Source organism: Vibrio sp. ED002 (assembly GCF_023277445.1).
GTDB classification, from domain to species: Bacteria; Pseudomonadota; Gammaproteobacteria; order Enterobacterales; family Vibrionaceae; genus Vibrio; species Vibrio jasicida.
In genome coordinates this window covers 1,387,047-1,402,031 of sequence record NZ_CP080238.1, presented here as the reverse complement: position 1 = coordinate 1,402,031, position 14,985 = coordinate 1,387,047, and the positions used below count along the sequence as shown (strand labels likewise).

Here is a 14,985-nt window from a genome sequence, read left to right as displayed (position 1 = left end):
CCGTAGTTTGAAGTTTAAGACACTAGCACTCACCATGCTGGCCGCTTTCGTATCTGGTCAAAGCATGGCAACCACCCCTCCTTCCCCCAATTGGCGGGTAGTCGCCCTAAGCGATGGTACTTCTAGTGATGTGATTCTGCGTGGTAGCGCAAGTTTTCACTGGCACGAAGATAAACAAGGTAATGCGCTGATCAAACAGGGTGAGACTTGGTTTTACGCCCAAATTGAACGTAAATCCGATCGCCCTATTTTGGTTTCAACGGGTGTTGAAAAGACACAAGCAGCCACTGCACCTGCCATTGCAAAAAATCGCCCAAGCGTCTTGCTCAAGCAGTCGATGTCTTCATTGAAAGGCATAGAACCAAGAGCGCGCGCCAATATGATGCGCCAAGCTCAGGGAATTCAAGCGATGAGTGGGGCGAGTGTTAAGCAGCAACCACTATTGGTTGTCGAAGTGTCCTTTAATGATCAAGCGATGATGCATGATTTCCAACCTTTGGTGTTTGGTGAAAATCGTCAAAGTGTGGTGGATTACTACGACAAGAACTCGAAAGGGCAATATCGTGTTGTTCCAGCCGTTGAAACATACGGGACGGAAAATGATGGTGTGATCGGTGTTAGCGTTAACCAAAACCACCCAGATTGTAACAGCAGTTTTGGTGGTGATGCGTGTGATGTAAAGACCAAGGCCGTTTTTGCGGAGGCCTATCAAAAATTGGACCCGTACTTAAACTTGGCTCAATACGATGTCAATGACAACGGGCGTATTGACCCGACAGAACTGTCAGTGATGTTTATTTTTGCTGGTGGTGACCGTTCGACAGACTATCTTGATCGTCCATCAATTTGGCCGCACAAATTCTCTCATGATGATGTAACCATCGACGGTAAAACGATCACAGAGTATTGCGTGTTTGCTGATTTCCAAGTGACGCATCAATCGACATTGGGAGTGATCGTTCACGAACTTGGTCATCTTATGCTTGGTTTACCGGACCTATACTCCTACAACGGTTTGGCCTCTATTGGTCAGTGGGGAGTGATGGGCGCTGGTTCATGGGCGATGAAACCAGGGGACAGCTATGCTGGCGATACCCCCGTTAATATGAGTGCGTGGAGCAAGCATGCCGCTGGGTTTGTCGTACCAGAAATTGCCCAAACGGACGAATCTTCCTCGGTATCGAATGGCGAGGTAGAGCTGGTTTACCTTGATCCTTACTTAAAAGAACATGGCCCTCGCGTTTACCTTGAAAATCGTACCCATGTTGATTACGACCGTGCATTGACAGGAGAAGGTGTTCTCGCTACGTCGGTGAATATCTTGAATCCTTTCAATGGTGCTGGCGATATGCAGGTGCAAATCATGCAAGCCGATGGTGAGCGTGAGCTTGAGTGGGGATTCCCAAGTGACAGTGGCGATTTGTACCCAAATGGTGCTACGGCTATCTCTGATTTCTCTATTCCTAGCTTGAGTAGTATTACGGGATACAACACTGACGTCACTATTTCGAATATTACGAGTAACGCCAGTAGCGCGACCTTCTCATTAACGATGCCAAATGAGCCAAATAAATCGGCTTGGAAAAATTCGTTCTATCAAGGCTATGTGATGTCGGGAACGGATAACGCGTTGGGCATTTCTATTGACCTCAAAGCCGCATCGCAACTTGATGGCCTTCAGGTTTACGCCACGTTAGACAGCTTTGAGAATTCGATGAATTATAAGGTGTGGCGTTTTCCATCAACAGGTTTAGAAACTTACAGCCTGTGGTTAGAGGAAGGTGAAGCTCAGTTGCTACAAGAAGGTTCTTTGCAAGGTTCCTCACGTATTCTTTTTGATCAACCTAGTCAGCTAAGTGCGGGTCATCACTTGCTAGTCGTTGAGCTTGAAGGTGGGCGTTTTGAAACTAATTTCAATTTTGAAAGTGCGTTAGCGACAGAATTGCAATCTCAACCAACGATGTGGGCTGGTCGCAGCAACGCGATTTACGCAAATGGTTTAACGAGACAAAGCTTTTCTTTCATTCCTTTCGCCGCCTTATTTGATATCGACACAAACAGCCTTGTTGAAGCAAAAGCCGATATCATTGAAACCGATAAGAATGTTTCTGTTGATCTGAACTTAATGGACAATGACTTTGTTGCTCCAGGTTATCAATTTAATGTTGAATACACGCAGCAACCGACACATGGATCTATTAGTGGGAATAAATACCAACCACAAATGGGCTTTGTAGGGACTGATCGTTTCCAATATCGTCTTGTTTCTTCTGATGGTGCATTGAACTCGGCATCAGTCACCGTTCAAGTGACAGTGAATGGTCAAAATGAAGCGCCAACCGCGAGTATTGACGTTGATACCAGCAGCATGAGTGTTGATGGCAAAGGAAGCTTATCAGCGGCATCGAGTACGGACCCAGATGGCGATACGCTTGAATATACGTGGGTACAAACCTCCGGTACGGCAGCAACATTGACGAATACAAGCAGCGCAGACGCAAGTTTTAGTGTCGTTCAAGGTACGAAAGCCGGTGAGGTTCTAACGTTCCAAGTGACGGTCACCGATCCAAGCGGATTGTCTTCAAGTGCAACAGTCGATGTTGAAGTTGAGAATACTGCGCCGGTGACGCAACCAGACTCTGCCAGTGTTGAAGCGGGTAAGAGTATTGTGATTGATGTGTTGAGTAATGATTCGGATTTCAATGGAGACACGCTCATATTGCAAAGTGTAAATAACTTGTCTGGAGACGGCTCTGCGAGTGTCCTTAACGGTAAAGTCGAATATCAAGCACCAGATGATAAAGTCGCTAACGTTCAGTTGGAATACACTGTTTCTGATGGCATGGGTGGTACTACCAAAGGATCCATCAATGTTTCCGTCGTGGCTTCAGTTAAGAGTGTCGATTTCAAAAAATCTGACAGTGGCGGTAGTGTCTCTTATTGGGCATTAATGCTACTGACGCTACTTGGTTGGCGTCGCCGTACTTAATTGATGTTTCAAAGCCACTCTTTTGAGTGGCTTTTTTCTGTTCATTCTTATTCCAACAATGTACTCATCGATCTTTTTACTATGAGATGAGTTTCACCTTTATTTTTGTACGCCTTCTATTCTTGAGGCGTAATCTATGGCTAGATATTTATAAAAGTAAGGATATTTTTATGTCTGATAATCGGTTTTCTGTTGCGGCTCTTTGCCAAGAAGCAGTAGTAATGGTCAGAGCAAACCTGCTCGCGATAGTTGTCGCTTGTATTCCTTTGATCGTGGTTCACACGATCTTTATTACCCAATACCAAGAAGCCCTAGTTCAAGGGTCGCAAGAGCCTGACTTTTCTAACTTTGGTGCTGGTTTCTTTATTACGACTTTCCTTTTGTACCCTCTGGTTGCGGCAATGGCGGCGGTTCGCATCCACCGTATTTATCTTGCTCATGAATACATGCGTTCTGTTCTCGATGTGATGCGCTTATCCATGCGAGAGTTACGGTTTATTGGCTGGTGGATTTTGTTCGGTTTATCAATGGGCTTGATCATCGCGTTACCAATATTTCTCGTGACGTTTTTTATCGTCTTTGAAGGCGGAGAGATCAGTGAGTTCACAATGAACCTTGTTACCTTGCTGCTGAGTGTTCCGGGATACTGGGTTCTTTCCCGTTGGTCCTTAGTGTTACCTGCAACGGCGTTAGATCGTGAACCGAGAAGCCTTGGTGATGCATGGAGACAAAGTCGTCCTTTCAACAAGCAGATTTTTATTTTGATGGGGCTAATTCCTTTGGTTGTGGGATCGGTTAGTCAATTTGTGTTCGCTGAGTTCACCCATCTTTTCGCATTGGTCGTATCTGGCGTTATTTTCGGTATTTTTGGAGCCTTCCAAATCGCACTTCTATCTTTGAGTTATCGAACGATTCTGGACATCGAACGCGCTCAGTTTAAGGGTGTTCCAGACTCTCAGAGCGATGCTTACGAGTTTCGAGGGTAAGTCATCATGGCAGCCCCGTTAACGATGCTGTAAAGCGGGGCCGCTTATTTTTACTCCTTTCTCTAAAGTGGTTTCTTTGATCTGCTCTTTCTGAAATACCCATGAATAATTCGTGGCTGAAAGCTATGGCATACAGGGCGTATACTTTCTAACAGGAAGCCGTATTTGAGGAACCATCATGCCTATCTTAGAAGGTGTCAATTTCACCCATCGATTTAGTGAACTACCATCTGCGTTTTTCACCTATGTTACTCCGCAGCTCTTAGACAATACGCGTTGGGTAGTGTGGAATGGCGAGTTTGCTCAACAGTTTGGTTTACCAGTGAAAGAGAGTGACGAGCTTTTGAAGGTATTTTCTGGGCAAACGGATTTTGTGCCTTTCGCGCCTTTAGCAATGAAGTACGCAGGTCATCAGTTTGGGGTTTATAACCCAGACTTGGGGGACGGTCGCGGCTTGTTGTTCGCTGAAATGCAGCACAATGATGGCACTTGGTTTGATATTCACCTCAAAGGAGCAGGGCTTACCCCGTACTCGCGAATGGGGGATGGCCGAGCGGTACTACGTTCTACTATTCGTGAATATCTGTGCAGTGAGGCGATGGCTGGGTTAGGCATTCCGACCACCAGAGCACTGGGTATGATGGACAGCGATACCCCCGTTTATCGCGAGAAGATGGAATATGGTGCGTTGTTGATTCGCGTAGCAGAAACGCACATCCGTTTTGGTCACTTCGAGCACTTCTTTTATACCAATCAACTTGCTGAGCAAAAGCTGCTCGCTGACAAAGTGATTGAATGGCACTTCCCTGCGTGCTCCCAAACGGAGAAGCCATACGCAGCTATGTTCGAGTCTATTGTGGAGAAAACCGCAGAGATGATTGCCTACTGGCAAGCTTACGGTTTTGCGCATGGCGTGATGAACACCGATAACATGTCGATACTCGGACAAACTTTCGACTATGGCCCGTTTGGCTTCCTCGACGATTATGATCCAAATTACATTTGTAACCATTCAGATTACCAAGGTCGTTATGCGTTTGAGCAGCAGCCACGCATCGCGCTGTGGAACTTATCTGCCTTAGCGCATGCATTATCGCCGTTGGCGGTGCGAGAAGATCTTGAAGCGGCGCTTGGTAAATTTGAAGTTCGCCTGAGCCAGAAATTCAGTGCACTGATGCGAGCCAAACTCGGTCTCCATACTAAGGTGGACGAAGATGGACGTTTGTTCGAAGCTATGTTTGAGCTGTTGAACCAAAACAAAGCTGACTACACTCGCTTCTTCCGTGAGTTGTCTAATCTCGATGTTAAGTCGCCTCAAGCTGTGATCGATTTGTTCCTTGATCGCGAAGACGCTAATGCATGGGTGGATTTGTATCTTGCTCGCTGCGAATTAGAGGTTGATGAACGAGGTGAGTGTGTTAACGCAGCCACACGATGTGGACGCATGCGTCAAGTGAATCCGAAATACATCTTACGTAACTATCTTGCGCAGCTTGCCATTGATAAGGCAGAGGAGGGAGATTTCAGTGAAGTAAATCGTCTCGCTGAGTTGCTAAAGCACCCATTTGATGAACAGCCAGAGTTTGATGATTATGCCAAGTTACCTCCAGAATGGGGTAAGACGATGGAAATCAGCTGCTCTTCCTAAAATGTGTCATTTCCCACCCATAGAGCCTGTTCTCGTGGGTGGATTTAACCCCTTATCTTCACCATTGATTATTCTTTATTATTTAAATTACTGAATAATAGGGATTAATTAACTTGGCCTGCAACTTGCCCCTTGTTGAACATCCGTACCCATCACCCTCTACCCATTTAGGTACTCATGGAAAGGATGGGATGTGATTCAACAAGGAGAATAATAATGTTTAAACCTCTAACCCTTCTGTCTGTCTCTGCTCTTGCTGTCACTAGTTTTAACGCTGCCGCAAATTGTGACCCTGGTGAAACCGTCATCAAGTTCAGCCACGTAACTAACACTGATAAACACCCGAAAGGCATTGCAGCTTCGCTGCTAGAAAAGCGCGTGAACGAAGAGATGAACGGCAAAGTCTGTATGCAGGTTTTCCCTAACTCGACACTGTACGATGATAACAAGGTGCTTGAAGCGCTCCTTAATGGTGATGTTCAACTCGCTGCCCCTTCTCTTTCAAAGTTTGAGAAATTCACCAAAAAGTACCGCATCTTTGACCTTCCTTTTCTATTCGAAGACGTGGCGGCTGTTGACCGTTTCCAAAACTCAGAATCTGGCGAGAAGCTAAAGAACGCAATGAAGCGTCGTGGCTTACAAGGTCTCGCTTTCTGGCACAACGGTATGAAGCAGATGTCTGCCAACAAGCCATTAATGCTGCCAAGTGATGCCGAGGGGCTGAAGTTCCGCGTGCAAGCATCAGACGTTTTGGTCGCTCAGTTCGAGCAACTTGGTGCGAACCCGCAAAAAATGTCATTTAAAGAAGTGTACGGCGGTCTTCAAACCAAAGTTATAGATGGTCAAGAAAATACGTGGTCGAACATTTACGGTAAGAAGTTCTTCGAAGTACAAGATGGCATCACTGAAACCAACCACGGCATTCTGGATTACCTTGTTGTAACGTCAAACGACTTCTGGAAAAAACTCCCAGATGATCAACGCGAGCAGCTCAATACCATCATTCAAGAGGTAACAACTCAGCGCAATGCAGAATCGACACAAGTTAACCTTGCGAATAAGAACAACATTATTGAAGCGGGTGGGGTAGTTCGAACTCTAACGCCTGAGCAACGCCAAGAATGGGTGACTGCACTTCAACCTGTGTGGAAAAAGTTTGAGAAAGACATCGGTACCGATCTCATTGATGCCGCAATAGCGTCTAACCAACAATAAATATTACACGAGCACTACGATTGGCCCTCATGTACTCAGCGTTTTGAGGAAGAGGGCCCTTTTCTCCCAATAATGATGTGATGTAATTATGGAACAGACTTTTTTTGCCAAGGCAGGGCGAATCACTGACGCCTTAGAAGAAACGCTGATTGCATTTTTTCTCGGTGCAATGACGTTGCTGACGTTTGCCAATGTGATTTTTCGCTATGTCTTTAACGACAATATACTTTGGGCGCTGGAGCTGACCGTATTCATGTTCGCATGGATGGTGTTGGTTGGTGCGTCTTATGGCGTAAAGAAACATTTTCACATTGGTGTCGATGTCATCATCAATATGGTTTCTGAGCCTAAACGTAAAATACTCGCGTTGCTTGCCGCTGTTTGCTGCCTAGCGTTTTCGGTTCTACTACTGATTGGTTCTTGGAATTACTGGTACCCATTTGCGACGGAGCGTGCATGGTATGAGACCGATGACATTCCAATGCCAGAGATGTTTCAATTCTTGGCCGATTGGCTTAATGAAGGTGAACGCTACGAAAAGCTACCAAGATTTATTCCTTACTTTGCGCTGCCACTTGGTATGGCGCTGCTGACGTTCCGTTTTGTACAAATTACATGGCAAATTGCGACAGGTAAACTCGACCGTCTAATTGCAGGTCATGAAGCGGAAGAAGAGTTAGAAGCGTTAAAGGAAGAGCTGAGTGAAGCGGCGGATGCCATTCCAAATAGTTCTTCTTCATCAGATCGCAAGGAGCAATAAACCATGGATATTCTGTTTTTATTCTTGATGGTGATTGGCTTCATGCTGATTGGTGTGCCAATTGCTGTCTCGCTGGGCCTTTCTAGTATTCTGTTCTTATTGATGCACTCGGATGCGTCTTTGGCCTCTGTTGCTCAAACTCTGTTTAATGCGTTTGCTGGTCACTACACCCTTTTAGCGATTCCCTTCTTTATTTTAGCCTCAAGCTTTATGTCTACCGGTGGTGTAGCCAAACGTATTATCCGCTTCGCGATCGCCATTGTCGGCTGGTTCCGTGGTGGCTTAGCGATGGCGTCGGTTGTGGCGTGTATGATGTTTGCCGCGCTTTCGGGGTCATCTCCAGCAACGGTAGTCGCGATTGGTAGCATCGTTATCGCCGGTATGATCAAAAACGGCTACTCGAAGGAGTTTGCGGCGGGTGTTATCTGTAATGCGGGGACATTGGGCATTTTGATTCCACCTTCAATTGTGATGGTTGTGTATGCCGCTGCGACGGATGTATCGGTGGGGCGTATGTTTCTTGGCGGTGTGATACCGGGCTTGCTTGCGGGTGTGATGTTGATGATTGCTATCTACATCGCCGCGAGGATTAAGAACTTACCCAAACAACCTTTTGTTGGTTGGAAGGAAACTTTCGCTGCCGCCAAAGACGCCAGTTGGGGATTGTTGTTGGTGGTGATCATTCTTGGTGGTATTTACGGTGGTATCTTCACACCAACAGAAGCTGCGGCGGTGGCAGCAGTTTATTCGTTTTTGATTGCCAACTTTATCTATAAAGACATGGGACCATTTGCGGATAAACATAATACCAAACCAGCGTTGGTAAAGATCTTCCAAACGTTTGTCCATAAAGACACCAAGCACACGCTCTATGAAGCCGGCAAACTGACCATCATGCTGTTGTTCATCATTGCCAATGCTTTGATTCTTAAACATGTACTGACAGAAGAACGCATCCCGCAAATGATCACTGAATCTATGCTGTCTGCGGGGCTCGGCCCGATCACCTTCTTAATTGTGGTCAACGTGTTGCTGCTGATTGGCGGTCAGTTTATGGAGCCTTCAGGGTTGTTGATTATCGTCGCACCTTTGGTTTTTCCAATTGCAATCGCACTAGGTATCGACCCTATTCACCTTGGTATTATGATGGTGGTGAATATGGAGATAGGCATGATAACGCCACCTGTGGGGCTTAATTTGTTTGTAACCGCCGGGGTGGCGAAAATGTCGATGATGAACGTGGTGAAAGCGGCTTTGCCTTGGGTGGCGGTGATGTTCTTATTCCTCATTATCGTAACGTATGTACCTTGGGTTTCGACTTGGCTACCAACCACGCTGATGGGACCAGAAATCATCACTAAGTAATGGTTTTTAGCCACAAAAGCAAAAGAGGTGTGACTGTTCACACCTCTTCGTTTATGGATTTATAGGTTGGCCTTCTCGGATCGGGTTTGATCCTCCGCTCGTAGCCAAGCCACTTCTTTTTGTTTTTGCGCCTATCTTCGCCAGAACGCCTTTCTTCTTGATAATGCCCGTCGACCATTACTGTATCAGTGATCACCGGTATTTTAATTTTTTCTGTCATATCCGTATGAGCCATCTTTTCGTTGTTATAAAAAGTATGATTCAAGTTGGATATAACAACAAACCGCAAACTGCGTTTTATTTATATAGATCTTTATCTATCTGATAGCGTTGCATTTTGTCATACAGGGTTTTTCGAGGCACATTCAATTGTTCCATGGTTTGCTTAATACTGCCGCGGCTTTCTAGTAAAACACTCTCTATTGCCGCTTTCTCAAATTCTGCCACTTGTTCTGCAAGGCTTGATGCCGTTGTTGGGTGAGAGGGTGTCTCTCCGAGTTGTATCAGCTTACCCAGTAAGACAAAGCGTTCGGCTGCGTTGCGCAGTTCACGAACATTACCGGGCCAATCATGGGCCATTAATTGAGCGAGATCTTGCGACGAAAGGCTAGGTGAGGTTTTACCATAACGTGATGCAGCGACTAACAGAAAGTGGTGGAACAGCGCAGGAATGTCCTCTTTTCGTTCGCGCATGGGTGGTAAGTCGAGCGTGACTACATTGAGACGATAATACAGATCTTGTCTAAAGTAGCCTTCTTCAGCGGCTTGCTTTAAGTCGACTTTGGTTGCGGCAATGACTCTGATGTCCAATGGCAGTAATTCATTTGATCCTACTCGTTCAATCACTCTTTCTTGAAGAACACGTAGTAATCGAATTTGAGCCTGAATTGGCATGGATTCGATTTCATCTAAAAACAGAGTGCCGCCCTGAGCGAATTCAAATTTGCCGATACGACGGGTTTCTGCGCCGGTAAACGCGCCTTTTTCGTGACCGTACAACTCGCTCTCAATTAGGTTTTCCGGTACTGCGCCGCAATTTACTGCGACAAAGTTTTGATTGCGGCGAGCACTTTGCTCATGCAGCGAACGAGCAATCAGTTCTTTGCCTGTTCCTGTTTCGCCAAATAGTAAAATATCGGCGTTCGTATCCGCGATGTGACTGATGGTTTCGCGCAGCATCTGGATGCTAGGAGTTTCGCCGATAATTCTTGGCCCAAGGGTTTTGCTGGCTTTGAGTGACTGTCGCAGTTTTTCATTTTCGTTGGTGAGCTTTCGCTTCTCAATAGCCCGCTTAACGGTTTCTACTAGATGTTCTGGCGCAAAAGGTTTCTCGATAAAATCGTAAGCGCCCTGATGGAGAGCTTGTACTGCCATGGATATATCGCCATGTCCGGTGATCATGATGACGGGGAGGTTTGCATCGCGCTGAGTGAGAGTGGTCAGCAAATCCATTCCGGAAATGCCCGGCAAACAGATATCAGTGACAACGACGTCAGCTTCTTCGCCTTGCTGCATCGCAATTAAAGCCGATTCTGCATCGGAGAAAAACTTTGCGTCAATATCGGCAAGTTCGAAGGTTTGTTCTATCGCCAGTCTGAGATCGGCTTCGTCATCAATAAAAAATACCTGACACATGGTCTCATCCTTCTATGGTTTGGCGTGTGGTGAAACAATAGGTAAACAGAGTGAGAATCGAGCCCCACCTTGTTCTCTATTCTGAGCACTCAATTTACCGTTCATCCCGGCTAAGATTTGTTGGGAGATTGAAAGCCCTAACCCCAAACCGTTTTGTTTGGTGGTCAAAAACGGTTCGCACAATTCTGAAAGTGTGAATGCACCCAAACCTGAGCCGTTGTCATCGACATGAATCCAGACAGTTTTCGTTGTCTCATCACGTTCCACAGACAACGCCACTCGTTTCTGTTCTTGGACTTTCATTGCTTCAATCGCGTTGGTTAGCAGATTTACTAATACTTGCTCAAGCTGGATAGTATTGATGTACACATCGATATCATGCTCTGGAACATTCGTTTCTAATGTCACTCGCGCCGATTTGAACGCGGGCTTCATCAACTCTTGTGCCGACGCAACGACGGGTAATAGGCGGGTTTGAAGTAGTTCACTCCCACTGGTTTTCTTGGCAAAAGAACGCAATTGTTGGCTGATGTTTGCCATTCGATCGGTGAGTGCGGAAATGCGGGTGAGGTTATCTTCAACTCGTTCCCATTTTTCTTTTTGAAGAAATAGCTTCCCGTTCTCAGCAAAACTGCGAATGGCGGCGAGCGGGTTATTAAGCTCATGACTGATGCTTGCTGACATTTGCCCAAGTACCGCCAGTTTTGCGGCTTGTATCAACTCATCTTGCGTCAAGCGTAAGGTCTGCTCGGTTTCGGTACGCTGGGCAACTTCGGCTTGCAGCTCAGCGGTACGCGCCATGACTTGATATTCAAGTTTCTGATTGGCTTCTTGCTGAATTCGGTCAAGTTGACGATGACGCTGCTGGCGGTGATAAACCAGTTGGCCTAGAAGGAATAAAACGGTAAAAGCTAGAGTCAAAACGAGCAAATAGCCCATGGTGAACCAAACCACCGTTTGCTTAGGCGAGAGTACCCGGATCGTCAGTTTGAGTTCGTCAAGGGGGAGGGAAGAGATCACCAAGGTTCCTTTATTGTAAGGGTAGCCCTGCTTTACCTCAGAATGTTTCGGCAACATGTCACCGACAAAACCAAGTGACTCAATTTGAGTGTCTAAATACTGTCGGCTTGCCCGAACTTCGGCTTCTTTTATTTCATCAAGTGATTGTAGGCTTTTGAACAACCAGTCGTTACGGCTGCTCATAAACACTATGCCATTTGGGTCACTGGCGACGAAAACACTTTTAGGCTGCTGCCAATTGTCTTCTATCTTGTTCAAATCCATTTTGACCACCACGACACCAATTACGCCACCGGCATAGACGATAGGGTAGGAATAGTAATAGCCGCGTTTACCCGAAGTGGAGCCGAGGGCGTAATATTCACTTTTCTCACCGACAATGGCTTGCTTGAAATAAGGGCGAAAAGCGAAGTTGCGCCCCACAAATGAACGCTCTTTGCGCCAATTACTGGCGGCGATCGTCGTCCCCCATTTGTCGATCAAATAGGTGTCTGCCGCTTCAATCACGTGATTCACCGATTCTAGATAGCGATTGGTGATTTCGAGCTGCGCACTGTTATTCGGGGTTAGTAGTGCTTGTACCAAAGGTTCATCTTTGGATAGTAAATGGGGAATGTGCGCGTATTTGTCTAATTTGTTTTGGATATGACTGGAAAAACGTTCCAGCTGAGACTGGTGTTTTTCGAGCAAAGATTGGTAGCTGTGACTCCAAACCCAATGCCCACCGATGAAAGCGCAAAGTAAATAGAAGGCAAAAAAAATCAGTAGAATACGGTTTTTCTGCGACATCATTACGCTCCTTGCCCCTTCCTTTGGTGACGTAAGAAAATGTTAATAGTTTGTAGTGATGAATAGGGATTTAGTTTTCAACTCTGTGGAGTAAAACAAGAGCAAGATCTCTTTTTAGGCTTTTCAATAAAAAAAGCAGTCGATTCTCTTGAAAAAGTCGCTATTGTCCCCATTCTAGATATGCTGGCTAAGGCGAAGCGATGCTAAAAGGGCATTTTTCGCAAAAATTGAGCCCGTATTCGAGAATTTAGCGCAGACAATGTCCACATAGTGGCTATTGGCTCGACAGGATTGCGACAGATCGCTAGAATGTCGCGTCTAAAAATTCTGTCCTGAGGCTAATAGGAGATACCTTTTGCGTTTGCGGAGGATATCACTGATTAGTCTGGTGTTGGTTTCCAGCATCGATACTCGGTTTTAACTTAGGTGTTCGGACAGAACACTACACAAGGATGAAGCGTGAACTCACAGAGTCTCGCTCATAAGCTCGGGAAGACCGAGCCACTTTAGAGGTTTATATATAATGCAAGTTACTGTTGAAACGCTAGAGGGCCTAGAGCGCCGTCTAAACATTACTGTTCCAGCTGCAAACATCGAAGACGCTGTAACAGCTGAACTACGCAACATCGCTAAAAACCGTCGTTTCGATGGTTTCCGTAAAGGTAAAGTGCCTCTAAAAATGGTTGCTAAGATGTACGGCAAAGCAGTACGTCAAGACGTTCTTGGTGAAGTTATGCAACGCCACTTCATCGAAGCGATCGTAAAAGAGAAAATCAACCCAGCAGGCGCTCCAACTTTCGCACCAGTTGAAAACAACGAAGGCGCTGACCTAGTTTTCGCTGCAACTTTCGAAGTTTACCCAGAAGTTGAGCTAAAAGGCCTAGACAGCATCACAGTTGAAAAACCAACAACTGAAGTTAACGATGCAGACGTAGAAGAGATGATCGAAACTCTACGTAAGCAACAAGCTACTTGGGCTGAAGTAGAAGAAGCTGCTGAAGCTGGTAAGCGTGTAAGCATCGACTTCGTTGGTTCTATCGATGGTGAAGAGTTCGAAGGCGGTAAAGCTGAGAACTTCCCACTAGAGATGGGCGCAGGTCGCATGATCCCAGGTTTCGAAGACGGTATCGAAGGTAAAACTAAAGGTATGGAATTCGAGATCGACGTAAACTTCCCAGAAGATTACCACGCTGAAAACCTAAAAGGTAAAGCTGCTAAGTTCGCAATCAAAGTGAACAAAGTTGAAGCTCGCGAACTACCAGAACTAAACGACGAATTCGTTTCTAAGTTCGGTGTTGCTGAAGGTGGCGTTGACGCACTTAAAGCTGAAGTTCGTAAGAACATGGAGCGCGAACTTAAGCAAGCTATTAAGAACCGCATCAAAGAGCAAGCTATCGACGGCCTAGTTGAGCAAAACGAAATCGACGTACCAGCTGCACTTATCGACCAAGAAATCCAAGTTCTACGTCAACAAGCTGCACAACGCTTCGGTGGTAACCCAGAAGCAGCTGCACAGCTTCCACGTGAACTGTTCGAAGAGCAAGCTAAGCGTCGCGTAGTTGTTGGTCTTCTACTAGGTGAAGTAATCAAGTCTGAAGAGCTAAAAGCTGACGACGAGAAAGTGAAGTCTCTTATCGAAGAGATGGCAACAGCTTACGAAGATCCAACAGAAGTTATTGCTTACTACGAGCAAAACGAGCAAATGATGAACAACATGCGTAACGTTGCTCTAGAAGAGCAAGCAATCGACGCGATCATCGCTAAAGCACAGGTTACTGAGAAAGAAGTAAGCTTCAACGAGCTACTTAACCAACAACAACCTGCTGCTTAATAAGCAATATCTTGCGTAGAAGGTTGACTTAACGTCGACTATTCTGCTAACAATGGTCCGTATGATAGTCATCATCCGGGCCATTTATTTTAGGGACATAAGAATATGAGCTACCAAGAAAAAAATGCAATGTCGCCAATTATTGACGCGCTAGTGCCAATGGTGGTTGAACAAACTTCCCGCGGCGAACGCTCTTACGACATTTACTCACGTTTGCTTAAAGAGCGCGTGATCTTTTTAACCGGTCAAGTGGAAGACCACATGGCAAACCTTGTCGTGGCTCAGCTACTTTTCCTAGAATCTGAAAATCCAGATAAAGATATTTTCCTATACATCAACTCTCCAGGCGGCAGCGTGACTGCGGGTATGTCTATTTACGACACTATGCAGTTCATCAAGCCAAATGTGAGTACAGTATGTATGGGTCAAGCTTGCTCAATGGGTGCGTTCCTGCTTGCAGGTGGTGCGCCAGGTAAGCGTTACGTTCTGCCTAATTCACGTGTGATGATCCACCAACCACTTGGTGGTTTCCAAGGTCAAGCTTCTGATATCCAAATCCATGCTCAGGAAATCCTGACTATCAAGCAGAAGCTAAATAACCTATTGGCAGAGCATACTGGTCAGCCTCTTGAAGTGATTGAACGTGATACTGATCGTGATAACTTCATGTCGGCAGATCAGGCAGTAGAATACGGTATTGTGGATGCAGTGTTGAGCCATCGCGGCGAGTAATTTAGCCAGCGCATT

Annotated in this window: 11 protein-coding genes; 8 read left to right on the top strand and 3 right to left on the bottom strand. The window is 45.9% G+C overall.

All coding sequences use genetic code 11. From position 1 onward, the window contains the following. The first annotated feature begins 7 nt into the window (after positions 1–7). The 6 genes from ITG12_RS06470 (at position 8) to ITG12_RS06445 (ending at position 8,963) form a co-directional block, all read left to right on the top strand. Entirely contained in the window at positions 8–2,989 is a 2,982-nt protein-coding gene (locus ITG12_RS06470) for a M6 family metalloprotease domain-containing protein (RefSeq protein ID WP_248873857.1), read from the top strand. A 170-nt stretch (positions 2,990–3,159) separates the two neighbouring features. Further along, positions 3,160–3,975 (top strand): hypothetical protein, encoded by an 816-nt coding sequence (locus ITG12_RS06465; protein WP_045408745.1) that lies wholly within the window; start codon positions 3,160–3,162, stop codon positions 3,973–3,975. Between the two features lie 178 nt (positions 3,976–4,153). Next, positions 4,154–5,623 carry a protein adenylyltransferase SelO gene (locus ITG12_RS06460; protein WP_248873856.1) on the top strand — a complete coding sequence of 490 codons (1,470 nt, stop codon included), beginning with the start codon at positions 4,154–4,156 and terminating at the stop codon, positions 5,621–5,623. A 216-nt stretch (positions 5,624–5,839) separates the two neighbouring features. Then, entirely contained in the window at positions 5,840–6,838 is a 999-nt protein-coding gene (locus ITG12_RS06455) for a TRAP transporter substrate-binding protein (RefSeq protein WP_038865570.1), read from the top strand. An 88-nt stretch (positions 6,839–6,926) separates the two neighbouring features. Next, on the top strand, positions 6,927–7,598 hold the full coding sequence (locus tag ITG12_RS06450; RefSeq protein WP_038865567.1) for a TRAP transporter small permease: 672 nt from the start codon (positions 6,927–6,929) through the stop codon (positions 7,596–7,598). Between the two features lie 3 nt (positions 7,599–7,601). Further along, entirely contained in the window at positions 7,602–8,963 is a 1,362-nt protein-coding gene (locus tag ITG12_RS06445; RefSeq protein WP_038865565.1) for a TRAP transporter large permease, read from the top strand. Between the two features lie 37 nt (positions 8,964–9,000). Here ITG12_RS06445 and ITG12_RS06440 read toward each other — a convergent pair whose 3' ends face one another. The 3 genes from ITG12_RS06440 to ITG12_RS06430 all read right to left on the bottom strand — a co-directional run bounded on the left by ITG12_RS06440 (position 9,001) and on the right by ITG12_RS06430 (position 12,407). Further along, positions 9,001–9,183 (bottom strand): hypothetical protein, encoded by a 183-nt coding sequence (locus ITG12_RS06440; protein WP_038879460.1) that lies wholly within the window; start codon positions 9,181–9,183, stop codon positions 9,001–9,003. A 77-nt stretch (positions 9,184–9,260) separates the two neighbouring features. Continuing rightward, positions 9,261–10,598 carry a sigma-54 dependent transcriptional regulator gene (locus ITG12_RS06435; protein WP_248873855.1) on the bottom strand — a complete coding sequence of 446 codons (1,338 nt, stop codon included), beginning with the start codon at positions 10,596–10,598 and terminating at the stop codon, positions 9,261–9,263. 12 nt (positions 10,599–10,610) lie between these two features. Beyond that, positions 10,611–12,407, bottom strand: a complete 1,797-nt coding sequence (locus tag ITG12_RS06430) for an ATP-binding protein (RefSeq protein ID WP_248873951.1) — start codon at positions 12,405–12,407, stop codon at positions 10,611–10,613. 523 nt (positions 12,408–12,930) lie between these two features. Between ITG12_RS06430 and tig the strand changes: the two genes are divergently transcribed. Both tig and clpP read left to right on the top strand, forming a co-directional pair. Beyond that, entirely contained in the window at positions 12,931–14,238 is a 1,308-nt protein-coding gene (tig, locus tag ITG12_RS06425) for a trigger factor (RefSeq protein ID WP_038865559.1), read from the top strand. Between the two features lie 105 nt (positions 14,239–14,343). Next, positions 14,344–14,970, top strand: coding sequence for an ATP-dependent Clp endopeptidase proteolytic subunit ClpP (gene clpP, locus ITG12_RS06420; protein ID WP_005430931.1), 627 nt, complete (start codon positions 14,344–14,346; stop codon positions 14,968–14,970). Positions 14,971–14,985: the final 15 nt, after the last annotated feature.